The organism is Streptomyces sp. NPDC003248 (assembly GCF_055563235.1).
In genome coordinates this window covers 337,219-349,880 of record NZ_JBVHDT010000002.1, presented here as the reverse complement: position 1 = coordinate 349,880, position 12,662 = coordinate 337,219, and the positions used below count along the sequence as shown (strand labels likewise).

The 12,662-nt window shown below is 71.9% G+C and carries 13 protein-coding genes and 2 tRNA genes; 11 read left to right on the top strand and 4 right to left on the bottom strand.

What is annotated here, in order from left to right; all coding sequences use genetic code 11:
• Window positions 1–52 precede the first annotated feature (52 nt).
• On the top strand, window positions 53–643 hold the full coding sequence (locus ACZ3KJ_RS06910) for a hypothetical protein (RefSeq protein WP_467525197.1): 591 nt from the start codon (window positions 53–55) through the stop codon (window positions 641–643).
• A gap of 36 nt (window positions 644–679) precedes the next feature.
• Here the strand turns inward: ACZ3KJ_RS06910 and ACZ3KJ_RS06905 are convergent, their stop codons facing one another.
• Entirely contained in the window at window positions 680–1,117 is a 438-nt protein-coding gene (locus ACZ3KJ_RS06905; protein WP_467525195.1) for an ATP-binding protein, read from the bottom strand.
• Window positions 1,118–1,345: 228 nt separating this feature from the next.
• On the opposite strand from ACZ3KJ_RS06905, the gene ACZ3KJ_RS06900 reads away from it, so the two are divergent.
• Genes ACZ3KJ_RS06900 through ACZ3KJ_RS06885 form a run of 4 tightly spaced genes read left to right on the top strand, consistent with a single transcriptional unit; the run spans window position 1,346 to window position 3,151 of the window.
• A complete protein-coding gene (locus ACZ3KJ_RS06900; RefSeq protein ID WP_467525193.1) occupies window positions 1,346–2,191 on the top strand; it encodes a helix-turn-helix domain-containing protein in 846 nt (281 codons plus the stop codon).
• Between the two features lies 1 nt (window position 2,192).
• Window positions 2,193–2,405 carry a DUF397 domain-containing protein gene (locus ACZ3KJ_RS06895; RefSeq protein WP_467525192.1) on the top strand — a complete coding sequence of 71 codons (213 nt, stop codon included), beginning with the start codon at window positions 2,193–2,195 and terminating at the stop codon, window positions 2,403–2,405.
• A gap of 11 nt (window positions 2,406–2,416) precedes the next feature.
• A complete protein-coding gene (locus ACZ3KJ_RS06890) occupies window positions 2,417–2,614 on the top strand; it encodes a DUF397 domain-containing protein (protein ID WP_467525190.1) in 198 nt (65 codons plus the stop codon).
• 42 nt (window positions 2,615–2,656) lie between these two features.
• Window positions 2,657–3,151 (top strand): LURP-one-related/scramblase family protein, encoded by a 495-nt coding sequence (locus ACZ3KJ_RS06885; protein ID WP_467525188.1) that lies wholly within the window; start codon window positions 2,657–2,659, stop codon window positions 3,149–3,151.
• Window positions 3,152–3,193: 42 nt separating this feature from the next.
• On the opposite strand, the gene ACZ3KJ_RS06880 is transcribed toward ACZ3KJ_RS06885, so the two are convergent.
• Window positions 3,194–3,991 carry a carbon-nitrogen family hydrolase gene (locus tag ACZ3KJ_RS06880; RefSeq protein ID WP_467525187.1) on the bottom strand — a complete coding sequence of 266 codons (798 nt, stop codon included), beginning with the start codon at window positions 3,989–3,991 and terminating at the stop codon, window positions 3,194–3,196.
• A 187-nt stretch (window positions 3,992–4,178) separates the two neighbouring features.
• Here ACZ3KJ_RS06880 and ACZ3KJ_RS06875 point away from each other — a divergent pair, with 187 nt between their 5' ends.
• Window positions 4,179–5,003 carry a maleylpyruvate isomerase family mycothiol-dependent enzyme gene (locus tag ACZ3KJ_RS06875; protein WP_467525185.1) on the top strand — a complete coding sequence of 275 codons (825 nt, stop codon included), beginning with the start codon at window positions 4,179–4,181 and terminating at the stop codon, window positions 5,001–5,003.
• Window positions 5,004–5,110: 107 nt separating this feature from the next.
• Here the strand turns inward: ACZ3KJ_RS06875 and ACZ3KJ_RS06870 are convergent, their stop codons facing one another.
• The gene (locus ACZ3KJ_RS06870) at window positions 5,111–6,013 is read right to left on the bottom strand and encodes a D-alanyl-D-alanine carboxypeptidase family protein (protein WP_467525184.1); all 903 of its coding nucleotides are present in this window, start codon (window positions 6,011–6,013) and stop codon (window positions 5,111–5,113) included.
• Window positions 6,014–6,308: 295 nt separating this feature from the next.
• Here ACZ3KJ_RS06870 and ACZ3KJ_RS06865 point away from each other — a divergent pair, with 295 nt between their 5' ends.
• The 5 genes from ACZ3KJ_RS06865 (at window position 6,309) to ACZ3KJ_RS06845 (ending at window position 10,950) form a co-directional block, all read left to right on the top strand.
• A complete protein-coding gene (locus tag ACZ3KJ_RS06865) occupies window positions 6,309–6,971 on the top strand; it encodes a GntR family transcriptional regulator (protein ID WP_467525183.1) in 663 nt (220 codons plus the stop codon).
• Window positions 6,968–8,281, top strand: coding sequence for an MFS transporter (locus ACZ3KJ_RS06860; protein WP_467525182.1), 1,314 nt, complete (start codon window positions 6,968–6,970; stop codon window positions 8,279–8,281). Before ACZ3KJ_RS06865 ends, ACZ3KJ_RS06860 begins: the two co-directional genes overlap by 4 nt.
• 119 nt (window positions 8,282–8,400) lie before the next feature.
• Window positions 8,401–8,472 (top strand) — tRNA-Glu (locus ACZ3KJ_RS06855).
• Between the two features lie 81 nt (window positions 8,473–8,553).
• Window positions 8,554–8,625, top strand: a tRNA-Pro gene (locus ACZ3KJ_RS06850).
• A 3-nt stretch (window positions 8,626–8,628) separates the two neighbouring features.
• The gene (locus ACZ3KJ_RS06845; protein WP_467525180.1) at window positions 8,629–10,950 is read left to right on the top strand and encodes a hypothetical protein; all 2,322 of its coding nucleotides are present in this window, start codon (window positions 8,629–8,631) and stop codon (window positions 10,948–10,950) included.
• 221 nt (window positions 10,951–11,171) lie between these two features.
• Here ACZ3KJ_RS06845 and ACZ3KJ_RS06840 read toward each other — a convergent pair whose 3' ends face one another.
• Window positions 11,172–12,662 (bottom strand): dihydrolipoamide acetyltransferase family protein, encoded by a 1,491-nt coding sequence (locus ACZ3KJ_RS06840; protein WP_467525178.1) that lies wholly within the window; start codon window positions 12,660–12,662, stop codon window positions 11,172–11,174.

The window sequence follows — 12,662 nt, the reverse complement described above, 5'->3', positions numbered from 1 at the left end:
GCGGGTTCACACGTGTACGGCACGATTCACGGCGGTGGGACCACGGACGGCTGTGGACGAGAACGAGACGACTGCCGGCAGGGCGCGGCGCTCCGTAAGCGGCGGGCGGCTGTGCGGCCGTGTCAGTGGGTTCCTCTACGGTCCCGATGTGACGCATTGGATACACGGCCCGCTCCCGCACCATGAGGAGACCAACGTCGTCTTCTTCCGGGGGATGTCTCTGGACGCCCTCACCCAGCGACTCCTCGCCGCGCGGCGCATGCCACTCGCGTACGGCAAGGGAGCCGGCTGGGGCGTGATCATGCACGACATGCTCAGCTGGGAGAGCGGCGACTACGACCTGGCTGATTACCGACAACTGTGCCCGGACGGCGGCGAACTCGCCGTTTTCGTGACCGAACCATGCATCGCCAAAGCCCACGGCCCCTCGTTCGAGTACCACCGCGATGGACGCCTGATCACCGCTTTCAGCTTCGAAGCCCCTGACTACCGGGTAGGCGAGGAGCCCGACCGGCTGCTGCCCGTTCTCACGGCGGCGCATCTGATCGGGCCGCAAGCGGACTTGGACGGGGATGACATCGACGAGCGGATCGTTCAGGCGATCAGCGGTTTCTTCTCTCTGCCCGAACTCGAAATACCTTGACCCAGGCTCGGTATCGCCCACCCGCCCATACCGCGGTCAGGGTGCCGCCCGTAGCCGGACGGGCAGGTCGAACCAGACCGCCTTGCCGTCCGGGTACGGGTACCGGTGCCCGCCGTACGGGAGATCCGGGCCGTGCCCCCAGCGGCCGCCGGTGAGGGCGTCCACCAGGTAGAGGCCCCGGCCGCCGCCCCGCTCCCACGTCTCGGCGGTCACCTCTCTCAGCACCGGCGGATTGTCGTCCCCGTCGTACACCGCCACCCGCAGCCGCCCCTCCTCCACGGCCAGCCACAGCATCGCGCCGTCCCCGCCCTTCGCGTGCACACAGGCGTTGGTGACGATCTCCGAGGTGCAGAGCGTCGCGTCGTCGATCAGGTCGCCGTCCAGTTCGAGCGCGCGCAGCACGGTGGCGACGAAGTCGCGGGCGATGTGGGGCGAGCTGTCGAGAGGCGGACAGATGAGGGTGTACGAGGGCATGGGGCATCAACTCCGGTGAGGTGAGGGGGGTTGTGCAAGCCTGGCCGCGTTGCTGTCCGGCGCCCCGGGGTCCGTGGCCGGGGTGGCGCTTCCAACGGGTTTCCGACATGCCCGAGTTGCGGACGAGTGACCGTACGGGCACCCTCCGTGAGGCACGCCACGACGGTACCGAATCAGCCTGATACGCCTCAACTGATCCGGAAAAGTACGACGAACGAGGAGAACGCCATGCCGCCGAGGGTCAACCCCACTGCTCGCCAAGGCCGCCTCGGCGCCGAACTGCGCAGGTTGCGTGAGGCAGCGGGCATCGAGTCACGTGACGCGGCAGCCTTCCTGGGCGTGAACCAGACTCAGATCAGCCACATCGAATCCGGCCGTTTCGGAATCAGTGAGGTCCGGCTTCGCAGGCTGGTCGAGTTCTACGAGTGCGTCGACGGCCCGCTCGTAGAAGCCCTGGTCGCGATGGCGACTCCGCGGCACAAGGGATGGTGGGAGGAGTACCGAGGTGTCATGCGTCCCGGGGCACTCGACCTCGCCGAACTCGAGCACTACGCGTCGTACGTCCGCACGTTCCAGGTCGTGCACATCCCCGGAGTCCTACAGACCGAGGAACACGTGCGCGCAGCTGCGACCTTCGTGGATCCACACCGCTCCGAGAGCGACCGCGAGGCTCGCGTCGCCTTCCGGATACAGCGCCAGAGGGTGCTGGACGCCGGAACGCCGTACGACGTGATCATCCACGAAGCCGCGCTACGGATGCGTGTCGGTGGCTCGGAAGTGGCCCGCGGTCAGCTCGACCACCTCCTGAAAGCCTCCGAGCGGGAGCACCTCACCCTTCGCGTCATCCCGTTCAGAGCCGAAGGCTTCGCGGGGGCGGGCTTCCCCATGCAGTACGTTGGCGGGGTCGTCCCCCAACTGGACACTGTGCAGATCGACACCACACACGGCGCCGAGTTCATCGACGCCAGCGCCCAACTGAGCCGCTACCAAGCCCGGCTCGAACGAGTCGACAGCGCCGCCCTTCCCCAGGACGCCTCCGTCGACTTCATCCGCCGTATCGCCCAGGAGCTCTGACATGTCGCTCGCCCCTCAGACCCTCCAGTGGCAGAAGTCGTCGTTCTCGGGAGGGGACGAAGACACCGACTGCCTGGAGATAGCCGCCACCCCCACCACCCTCCACCTCCGCGAGAGCGACACCCCCGCCACCGTCCTCACCCCCGCCCCCACCGCTATGAACGCCCTGCTCACGGCCGTACGCGACGCACCCGCGCCTGGCCTATCCCTGTGAAGGAACTGCCTGTGCCCGACGCCCTCCACTGGCAGAAGTCGTCGTTCTCCGCCGGCGCCGATACCAACTGCCTGGAGATAGCCACCGCCACCGGCGCGATACACCTCCGCGAGAGCGACACCCCCACCACCGTCCTCACGCCCACCCCCACCGCCGTCAGCGCCCTGCTCACCGCCGTGCGGAAGGCGGGGGTCAGCCCGTCGGGCTAGCGGCTGCGTCCCGTTCGGGCCGTCGGGGGTACCCGTAGAGCCATGAGATTCCTCGTGCGCGACCGCATCCTCGGCTTCGGTGACGACTACTGGATCGAGGACGACCACGGCAACCGGGTCTACCTCGTCGACGGCAAGGCGATCCGGATGCGGGACACCTTCGAGCTGAAGGACACCGAGGGGCGGGTCCTGATCGACATCCGACAGAAGATGTTCGCCCTGCGCGACACGATGGTGATCGAACGGGACGGCGAGCCCCTGGCGACGATCCGCCGGAAGCGGCTGTCGCTGCTGCGCAACCACTACCGGGTCGCCCTGGCGGACGGCCGTACCGAGCTGGACGTCAGCGGCAAGATCCTCGACCGGGAGTTCGCCGTGGAGTACGACGGCGAACTGCTGGCCGTGATCTCACGGCGGTGGCTGCACGTGCGGGACACGTACGGCGTCGACGTCGTCCGCGAGGACGCCGACGCGGCGTTGCTGATCGCGGTGGCGGTGTGCGTAATCCACCTGGCGGAGAAGGAGCGGGAGGACTGAGCGCCCGGAGGGGCGGGGGCTCAGCGCCTGGAGGGGCGGGGCTCAGCGCCGGGGTGCCGCCACGCCGAGGACGCGGTCCTTCAGGGCCGGGAACTGCTCCCGGGTCGTCGCGACCTTCGCCGGGTCGAAGTCGACGGTGAGGACCTCCTCGCCCGCGCCGGCCTCCGCGAGGACCTCGCCCCACGGATCGACCACGATCGAGTGACCCGCCTGGGGAACCCCGGCGTGCGTGCCGGCCGTTCCACACGCGAGCACGAACGCCTGGTTCTCCACCGCCCGCGCCTGAGCCAGCAGCGTCCAGTGCGACCGGCGGCGCTCCGGCCAGCCCGCCGGAATCACCAGGGTCTCGGCGCCGGCGTCGACGAGGCCGCGGAAGAGCTCGGGGAAACGGAGGTCGTAGCAGGTGGCCACACCGATGGTGGTCTCCGGCAGCGTCACGGTCACCAGGTCGCCGCCCGCGCCCATCAGGACGGCCTCGCCCTTGTCGAAGCCGAAGCGGTGGATCTTGCGGTAGGCGGCGGCGAGATCGCCGGTGGGGGAGAAGACGAGGGAGGTGTTGTAGAGGGTGCCGTCCGGGTCCCGTTCGGGGATCGAGCCGGCGTGCAGCCACACGCCCGCGTCGCTCGCCGCCTTGGCCATCGCCTCGTGGGTCGGGCCCTGGAGCGGCTCGGATGCGGTGCCGAACCGCTGGTAGGCGAAGGCTCCGGTCGTCCACAGCTCCGGCAGCACCACGAGGTCGGCCGAGCCGGCCTGCTCCCGCACCAGCGAGGCGACCCGCGCCCGCCGTACGTCGACCGATTCGCCCTCATCCACGGCGATCTGGATCAGAGAGGCGCGCACACTACCACCGTCCTGGCATTCGAGTAGTCCACACGGGCCTACGATCGTCACACGAAAGCACTGCCGGGGTGCCTCACAGCAGCGTAACTTAGCGTCTCAAGACACCCGCCGACAGCCACCTCCCGCTGGCACCGCCGCCGCCACCATCCTGCCCGCCCGTGTACCGACCGCCGAGGGGTCCCGTTCCGTGAGTCTGCATCCCACCCTCCAGCCCTACGCCGACGCCTGGACCCACTCCATCGAAGCGATAACCGAGCTGGTGCAGCCGCTGGTGGAGGCGGACTGGAACCGCCGCACCCCGTGCCCGGGCTGGTCGGTCCGCGACATCGTGTCGCACGTCATCGGGCTGGACTGCGAGATGTACGGCGACCCGCGGCCGATCCACTCCCTGCCCCGGGACCTCTTTCACGTCACCACCGACCTCCAGCGCTACATGGAGATACAGGTGGACGTCCGCCGGCACCACACGTCACCGGAGATGACGTCGGAGCTGGAGTACACGATCATCCGCCGCAACCGGCAGCTGCGGAACGAGTCGCGCGACCCCGGCGCCAAGGTGCGCGGCCCCCTCGGCACCGAGCTGACGCTGGAGGAGTCCATGCGCAACCACGCGTTCAACGTGTGGGTGCACGAGCAGGACCTGCGCGCCGCCCTCGGCCGCCCCGGCAACCTCGACTCCCCCGGCGCGCACATCGCCCGGGACGTGCTCCTCTCCGAGCTCCCCGGCGTCGTCGCCACCCGGTCCGACGCCCCGCGCAGCTCCGCCGTCGTCTTCGACGTCCACGGCCCGATCGAGTTCCTGCGCACCATCCGCGTCGACATCCAGGGCCGCGGCACCCTGGAGACGGCCCCCGCCCTCGGGCCCGCCGCCTCCTTCGCCCTCGACTGGGAGACGTACGTCCGCCTCGCCTGCGGCCGGGTATCCCCGGATGCGGTCGCGGACCGCGTCAAGGCGGAGGGCGAGCCGGAGCTGACGGCCGCGATCCTGCGCAACTTCGCGGTGACGCGCTAGACCGCACGGCCGCACGGCTGCAAGTCCGCACGGCCGTGCGGCCGTACAACGGAACGGGCCCGTCGTGAACGTCACGACGGGCCCGTCCGCACACGGGTGGGTGCGCGTCAGCTGATCTTGGCGTAGCCGTAGTTGATGAGCTTCTTCACGTCGGCCGTGCGGTTCGCCGCATCGGGAGCCGTGAGGACGGTGCCCACGACCGACTCGCCGTTGAGCGTGGCGGCAAAGATGAGGCAGTACTTGGCCTGGGTGCCGGAGCCGGTCTTGATGCCGAGCGTGCCGTTCCAGCCGAGCAGCGTGTTGGTGTTGGTCCAAGCGGCCATGGTGCGGGTGGCACCCGTCTTGGTGATCGTCTTCGCCGTGTAGGACTTGGTCTTCACGACGGCCTTGAACGTGGAACTCTTCATCACGCTGCGGCCGAGCTTCGTCAGGTCGCGCGGCGTCGAGTAGTTGGAGCCGTTGCTGAGGCCGTCGAACGAGTCGAAGTGCGTGTTCGTCATGCCCAGGTTCTTGGCCATGGTGTTCATCTTGGCGATGAAGTTCTTGGTGCGAGCCGCGACGGTCGTACCCGTGCCGAACTTGTCGGCGAGGACCATCGCTGCGTCACAGCCGGACGGCAGCATCATCCCGTACAGCAGCTGACGGACCGTGACCTTGTCGCCGACGATCAGTTTGGCCGACGAAGGGTAGCCCTCGCGGACCATGTAGTCGCTGACCGCCTGCTTGACCGTGACCTTGGTGTCGAGGTTCAGGTTCGACTGCGAGAGCACGACCTTCGCGGTCATGACCTTCGTGGTGGAGGCGGTGAGCCTCTTGTAGTCGGCGGACTTGCTGTAGAGCGTCGCGCCGGTCGCGCTGTTCATCAGGTACGCGCCCTTGGCGGTGATGGTGGGCGTCGTCACAGCCTGCGCGGGCGCCGCGGTGAGAGCTCCGGTGGCGAGCACTGCGCCGGTCGTCACGACGACGGCAGCGGCCCTGCGGACACGGAAGCCCTTGGTGGCGGTTATCAACTGAAATACCCCGATTACGTCGAATGCCCCTGAGGTGCGGCCGAGTTGCAGGGGAAAGCAGAAGGGGCCGCATGTGTGTGACACGTAAGTAGCACAGATAGTTGTGCGCTTGCTGCGAGGGGACCCCCTTACGCCTCAACCGTGACCCGTTCGGAGGCTCCTGGCCCGGAGACCGCCCCGACACCACGCCGGGGTCCGTCCCGGGGCCACGCCGAAGTCCGTCCCGGGGCCACGCCGGGGTCCGCATGATGGACGCGGACCACCCATGCGTACGTGTTGTATCTATCCTGTGGACATGCCATCCGCGCCGCCCGCCCCCCTCAAGCAGCCACCCGCCGCCGACCGCGTCTACACCCACGTCAAGCAGGGAGTCCTGGACCGCCGTTACGAGGGCGGCACGCTCCTCACCGAAGGCGAGCTCGCCGAGGCCGTCGGGGTCTCGCGCACGCCGGTGCGCGAGGCGCTGCTGCGCCTGGAGGTGGAGGGGCTGATCAAGCTCTACCCGAAGAAGGGCGCCCTGGTCCTGCCGGTGTCCGCGCAGGAGATCGCGGACGTCGTGGAGACCCGGCTGCTGGTGGAGGAGCACGCGGCGCGCAAGGCCGTCCCCGCGCCGCCGGGGCTCATCGAGCGGCTGGAGGAGCTGCTCGCGCGGCAGCGGACGCAGGCGGCCGCCGGCGACCTGGCCGGGGCCGCCGTCACCGACCGCTGCTTCCACGCCGAGATCGTCCGCAGCGGCGGCAACGAGATCCTCTCCCGGCTCTACGACCAACTGCGCGACCGGCAGCTGCGGATGGGCGTCGCGGTCCTGCACTCCCACCCCGACCGGATCGCCAAGACCCTCACCGAGCACGCCGAGATCCTGGAGGCGCTGCGCTCCGGCGACGCGGAGGCGGCCGTCGGGATCGTCCACCGGCACGTCGGCTGGTTCTCGCACCTGGCCCGGGGGGAGGTCCGATGAGCCCGGCGAGGCCCCTGGGCAACACCACCCGACCGGGTGACCCGCCGGGCGGACGGCGCGCCGTCGCCGTCTGGGGGATCGGCGTCTCCGTCTACTTCGTCGCCGTCATCTTCCGCACCTCCCTGGGAGTGGCCGGCCTCGACGCCGCCGACCGCTTCCACGTGAACGCCTCCGCGCTGTCCACCTTCTCGATCCTCCAGTTGCTGGTGTACGCGGGCATGCAGATACCGGTCGGTCTCCTCGTCGACCGGCTCGGCACCAAGAAGGTCCTGGGCATCGGCGTCGTGCTCTTCACCGCCGGGCAGCTCGGGTTCGCCCTCTCCCCGACGTACGGCACGGCGCTCGCCTCGCGGGCGCTGCTCGGCTGCGGGGACGCCATGACGTTCATCAGCGTGCTGCGGCTCGGCACCCGGTGGTTCCCGGCGCGGCGCGGGCCGATGGTCGCGCAGTTCGCGGGGCTGGCGGGCATGGCCGGCAACCTCGTGTCCACGCTGGTGCTGGCGCGGCTGCTGCACGGCGTGGGGTGGACCGCCGCGTTCGCGGGCAGCTCGCTCGCCGGGGTCGTCGTCCTGGTGCTGCTGGTGCTGTTCCTGAAGGACCACCCCGAGGGGCACGAGCCCGAGCCGTTCCCGCACCAGGGCGCCGCCTACGTACGGCGTCAGATAGCGGCCTCCTGGCGGGAGCCGGGGACGCGGCTGGGCCTGTGGGTGCACTTCACCACCCAGTTCCCCGCGATGGTGTTCCTGCTGCTGTGGGGGCTGCCGTTCCTCGTCGAGGCCCAGGGCCTCGACCGGGCCACCGCCGGCGAACTGCTCACCCTCGTCGTGCTGTCCAACATGGCCGTCGGACTCGTGTACGGGCAGGTCGTCGCCCGGCACCACGGGGCGCGCCTGCCGCTCGCGCTCGGCACGGTCGGGGCGACCGCGCTGCTGTGGGCGGCCACGCTGGCCTACCCGGGCGACCACGCGCCGATGTGGCTGCTGGTGGTGCTGTGCGTGGTGCTCGGGGCCTGCGGGCCCGCCTCGATGATCGGGTTCGACTTCGCCCGGCCGGCCAACCCGCCCGAGCGGCAGGGGACCGCGTCCGGCATCACCAACATGGGCGGCTTCGTCGCCTCCATGACGACCCTCTTCGCGATCGGCGTCCTGCTGGACGCCACCGGCGACGACTACCGGGCCGCCTTCTCCGCGGTGTTCGTGCTCCAGGCCGTCGGGGTGAGCCAGATCCTGCGGCTGCGCAGGCGGGCGGCCCGGCGGGAACGGGAGCGGCTGGTCGCCAGCCGGGTCTCCACCGTGCACGTGCCCGCGTAGCCACGGCCGGGTCCCTGCCCCTGCCCCTGTCCCTGTCCCTGCCCCTGTCCCGGGGCGGTCGGACGCCGTCGTTAATCCGGTTGTCCGACCGCCGCTCCGGGACCTACCGTCAACGGCATCGACGTGTAGCTCAGCAGCAGAGCACCGGGCTTTCCACCCGGAGGGCGCGGGGGCGGCACCCGCCACGTCGGCTCGACGACGTGTGGCTCAGCAGCAGAGCACCGGGTGTGGTCCCGGGGGGCACGGGGGCGGAACCCGTCGCGTCGCCTCATCGACGTGTAGCTCAGCAGCAGAGCGCCGGGCTCGGGACCCGGAGGGCACGGGGGCGGAACCCGTCACGTCGGCTTATGGACAACGACGCTGACCAGCAGCACCTCGCCGAGGCGAACCCGGGCTACGCGTCCGGCCAACTGGCCAAGGCGCTCAGGACCGCCCACACCCACCAGGACCCCGACACCCGCCACCGGGCCCAGGAGAAGGGCCGCGCCTGGCGGGCCGTCCTCGCCGGCATGGCGAACGGACTGCTCTCCATCGGCTCGCGCACCCCGGTCGCCGGACTGCCCGCCTGGGTGACCCCGCAGGTCGTCCGCGGCGGCTTCGCCACCGGCGAGGCCGCGGCCGGCGGCCCCCTGCGCCCGTACGAGACCGAGGTCGCGCGGCAGGCGGGCGTCCCCGCGCAGCGGCGGGCCCTCTTCGCGTACTGGCTGTCCGAGGACGGACTGCGCCGCCTGTACGACCTGCTGGACAGCGGCCGCTACGAGGTGACCGTCCCCGAGGAGGCCGCCCTGCTCACCGTCGCCTGGCTCGCCCGGGCCGGGGAGACGGACGCCGCCCTGGACCTCGTCGAGGAACTGGTCCCCTTCGCGGACCGGCTGCGCTTCACCCCGGCCCCCGCCGACCGCCCCGCGCCCGACGCCGCCGCGGTGCACCGCCGGACCGTCGGCGACGCCCGGCACTCCCTGGGCCGGCGCCGGCCCGGCGAGGCCGTGGAGACACAGCGGGAGGCACTGGCCGTCTGGCAGCCGTTCGGGGACGAACTGCTCGCGCACTGGCTGGAGACGGCCGAGGACGGCCGGGTCCTGGCGCGCACACCCGGCGCCGCCTGGCACGAGCGGGGCGCCGCCCTGCTGCGCCGCTACCGCGACCTCGCCCGCCGGCACACCCGCTGCACCAAGCACCTCGACCCCAAGCAGAACCTCGCCATCCTGCGGGGCGCGCTGGAGGAGAGCGTCGCCGGACGCCCGCTGGACGCGCGCCGGCTCGGGCTGCTGCGGCACGCGGTCACCTCCATGGTGCGGCGGCGCGGCCTGCCCGGCTCGCCCGAACTGACGGCGCTGCGCCGGGAGCAGGCCGCGCAGGCGGCGCTGCCCTCGCACCACGCGCTGGCCCAGCTGGTGCTGCGCCGGCTCTCCGGGCTGCCGCCGGAGGAGGGCGTCACCGAGGTCGGGCCGCTCGTCGCCGCGGTGAGCGAGCAGGAGACCCGGGAGACGGGACTGCCCGCGGGGGCGGCGATCCCGCGCGCCCTGCGCCGGCCCGTCGAGACCGCGCTGAGCGCGCCGCTGGGCACGCTGGTGGAGCGCGGTGCGGTGCCGTCCGCCGAGGTCATGGCCGAACTGGTCCCGCAGCTCGTCGCCGCGACGACCGCCCAGGCCTACCCGGACGAATCGCTGCGCACCCTGGCCGCCGCCCACTACCGCGCCTTCCGCAACCGCCGGTCGCTGCTGCTGCTCAACCTGGAGCGGCAGGTGCGGGCGGAGGAGCTGCCGTGGGTGAAGGCCGTGGCCGGGTGGCGGGCCGGTGGCGAGGCGGACGAGGTGTCCGCCCTCGCGCTGCGGCAGCTCGGCGAACTGGCCGTGCAGGCCTTCCCGGGCACAATCCTGCCCAACCCGCTCGTCCGCGAACTGTCCGTCCTCGCCCGCCAGGCCGACCTCGGCGCCCCGCTGGTCGAGGAGCTGGCCGCCGACATCTTCATGGGCACGTTCACCCCGAAGTTCCTCGTCGCCGCCCGTGTCGCCGCGGAACTCCTGGGAGGCGGCTCGCTCTACGAGCGCTACTACGCCATCGACTACCGCGCCGTGCGCAACCTGGCGATCCTCGAAGCCGGCGAGGCCCAGCTCCGGACGGTCCGGCCCCGGACCTCGACCCGGTTCGCTCAGCTGTGCGCCGAACGGGCCGGGGCCTCCTCGACCCGCTCGCGGTGGGGGTCCGGATCGGTGGCGGCGAACGGCACGGTCATCGAGCAGGCGCAGATCCTCACCACGCACAACCTCGCCACCCTGGTCCACCGGGTCGGCATCAGCCCGGCCACGGGCTGGGAGGACCTGGCCCTCCGCAGCTTCGACACCGTCTGCCGGCTGACCGCCCGCGTCCACGGGAACCCGCGTCCCCTCGCCACCATCAAGGACGCCGCCTACGCCTGGCGCCAGATGCTGTTCCACCTGTCCCTGTGCACCCCGCGGGAGCAGGCCCGCACCCTGGACCGGCTGGCCGAGGAGGCCGCCCGCCGCCCCGGCCATGTCGCGACCCGGCTCGCTCCCGCCCTGACCGGCCTGCGGCAGACCGCCGAAGGCGGCTCGCCGGACGAGGGCGAAGGCCGACGGCTCCTGGGCTGGACCACCGACGGCCACTGGATGCGGGAGGAGACACCGGGGACCACCGCCGCCCGTTGAGACGGGCATGCGGCGGGTGGCACCCACCGGTGGGACGACTCCGCGGGGGGGGCGGCGGCCCCACCCGGCGAGGCGCCCCACGCGGTGGGACGGCCCCGCCCAGTTGGGCGACCCCGCCCGGTGGCACGGCCCCGCCCGGTAGCGGCCCCATCCGGCGAGGCGCCCCCACACGATGGGGCCACCCCGCCCGAGGGGCCGCGGCTCCCCGCGCTCACCCGGGCTCAAGCCCAGGTGATCAGCTTCTTCGGCTGCTCCAGGATCGCCGCCACGTCCGCCAGCACCTTGGAGCCCAGCTCGCCGTCGACCAGGCGGTGGTCGAAGCTCAGCGCGAGCGTGGTCACCTGACGCGGCTTCACCTTGCCCTTGTGCACCCACGGCTGGAGCTTGATCGCGCCGATGGCCAGGATCGCGGACTCGCCGGGGTTGAGGATCGGTGTGCCGGTGTCGATGCCGAAGACGCCGACGTTGGTGATGGTGACCGTGCCGCCCTGCATGGCAGCCGGAGGCGTCTTCCCCTCGCGCGCCGTCGCCACCAGCTCGCCCAGCGCCTCGGCGAGCTGGGGCAGCGTCTTGTCGTGGGCGTCCTTGATGTTCGGCACGATCAGACCGCGCGGGGTCGCGGCCGCGATACCCAGGTTGACGTAGTGCTTGCGCACGATCTCCTGGTTGGCCTCGTCCCAGGACGCGTTGATGTCCGGGTTCCGCCGGAGGGCGACCAGCAGGGCCTTGGCGATGAGCAGCAGCGGGTTGACCCGCAGGCCCTGCATGTCCTTGTCCTGCTTGAGCTCCTCGACGAGCTTCAGCGTGCGGGTCACGTCGACCGTCACGAACTCCGTGACGTGCGGCGCCGTGAACGCCGACCCCACCATGGCCTGCGCGGTCGCCTTGCGCACCCCCTTGACGGGGACACGCGTCTCGCGGGCCGCGTCGTACGAGACCACCGGGGCCGGGACGGTGACGGGGGTGGCGGCGGGGGCGGCCGCCGGGACGGGCTGCGGCGCCTCCGGCCGCTCGGGCGCGGGGGCCTGCGCCGGGGCCGCCGCCGCGTGGACGTCCTCGCGCGTGATGATGCCGTCCGGACCGGACGGAACCACCGTCGCGAGGTCCACGCCCAGGTCCTTGGCGAGCTTCCGCACCGGCGGCTTGGCCAGCGGGCGACCCTTGCCGACGGGGGCGGCGGACGGGCCGGACGCCGGTACGGCGGCCGGGCTGGGGACCGGCGCGGGGGCCGGTGCGGCGTGCGCCGCCGTGCCGTGGCCGTTCAGTTCGGCCTGGACGGCCGCGGCCGCCGCCGGTTCCTGGGCGGGGCCCTCCGCGGCCTTGCGCGGACGGCGCTTGGTGGAGGAGGCGGCCACGCCGTACCCGACGAGGACCGGCTGGCGGCCGGAACCCTCCGCCTCGGACGCGGCGGGCTCCCCCGCCACCGCAGGAGCCGCCGCCGGCGCCCCGCCGCCCGCCACGTCCACCGCGATGATCACCGTGCCCACGTCCACCGTGGTGCCCTCGGGGAAGTGGAGCGCGCTGACCACGCCGTCGTAGGGGATGGGCAGTTCGACGGCGGCCTTGGCCGTCTCGACCTCGCACACCACCTGACCGTCGGTCACCGTGTCCCCGGGCTGGACGTACCACTTGAGGATCTCGGCCTCGGTGAGCCCCTCGCCCACGTCGGGCATCCGGAACTCGCGAACGGACGCTTCCGTCATCGTCGTCAC

Bases quoted from the DNA above. Each gene is read 5' to 3' on its own strand.
- ACZ3KJ_RS06845 (WP_467525180.1), top strand. From the start codon at position 8,629: ATGGACAACGACGCTGACCAGCAGCACCTCGCCGAGGCGAACCCGGGC.
- ACZ3KJ_RS06905 (WP_467525195.1), bottom strand. From the start codon at position 1,117: ATGCCCTCGTACACCCTCATCTGTCCGCCTCTCGACAGCTCGCCCCAC.
- ACZ3KJ_RS06895 (WP_467525192.1), top strand. From the start codon at position 2,193: ATGTCGCTCGCCCCTCAGACCCTCCAGTGGCAGAAGTCGTCGTTCTCG.
- ACZ3KJ_RS06900 (WP_467525193.1), top strand. From the start codon at position 1,346: ATGCCGCCGAGGGTCAACCCCACTGCTCGCCAAGGCCGCCTCGGCGCC.
- ACZ3KJ_RS06860 (WP_467525182.1), top strand. From the start codon at position 6,968: ATGAGCCCGGCGAGGCCCCTGGGCAACACCACCCGACCGGGTGACCCG.
- ACZ3KJ_RS06865 (WP_467525183.1), top strand. From the start codon at position 6,309: ATGCCATCCGCGCCGCCCGCCCCCCTCAAGCAGCCACCCGCCGCCGAC.
- ACZ3KJ_RS06885 (WP_467525188.1), top strand. From the start codon at position 2,657: ATGAGATTCCTCGTGCGCGACCGCATCCTCGGCTTCGGTGACGACTAC.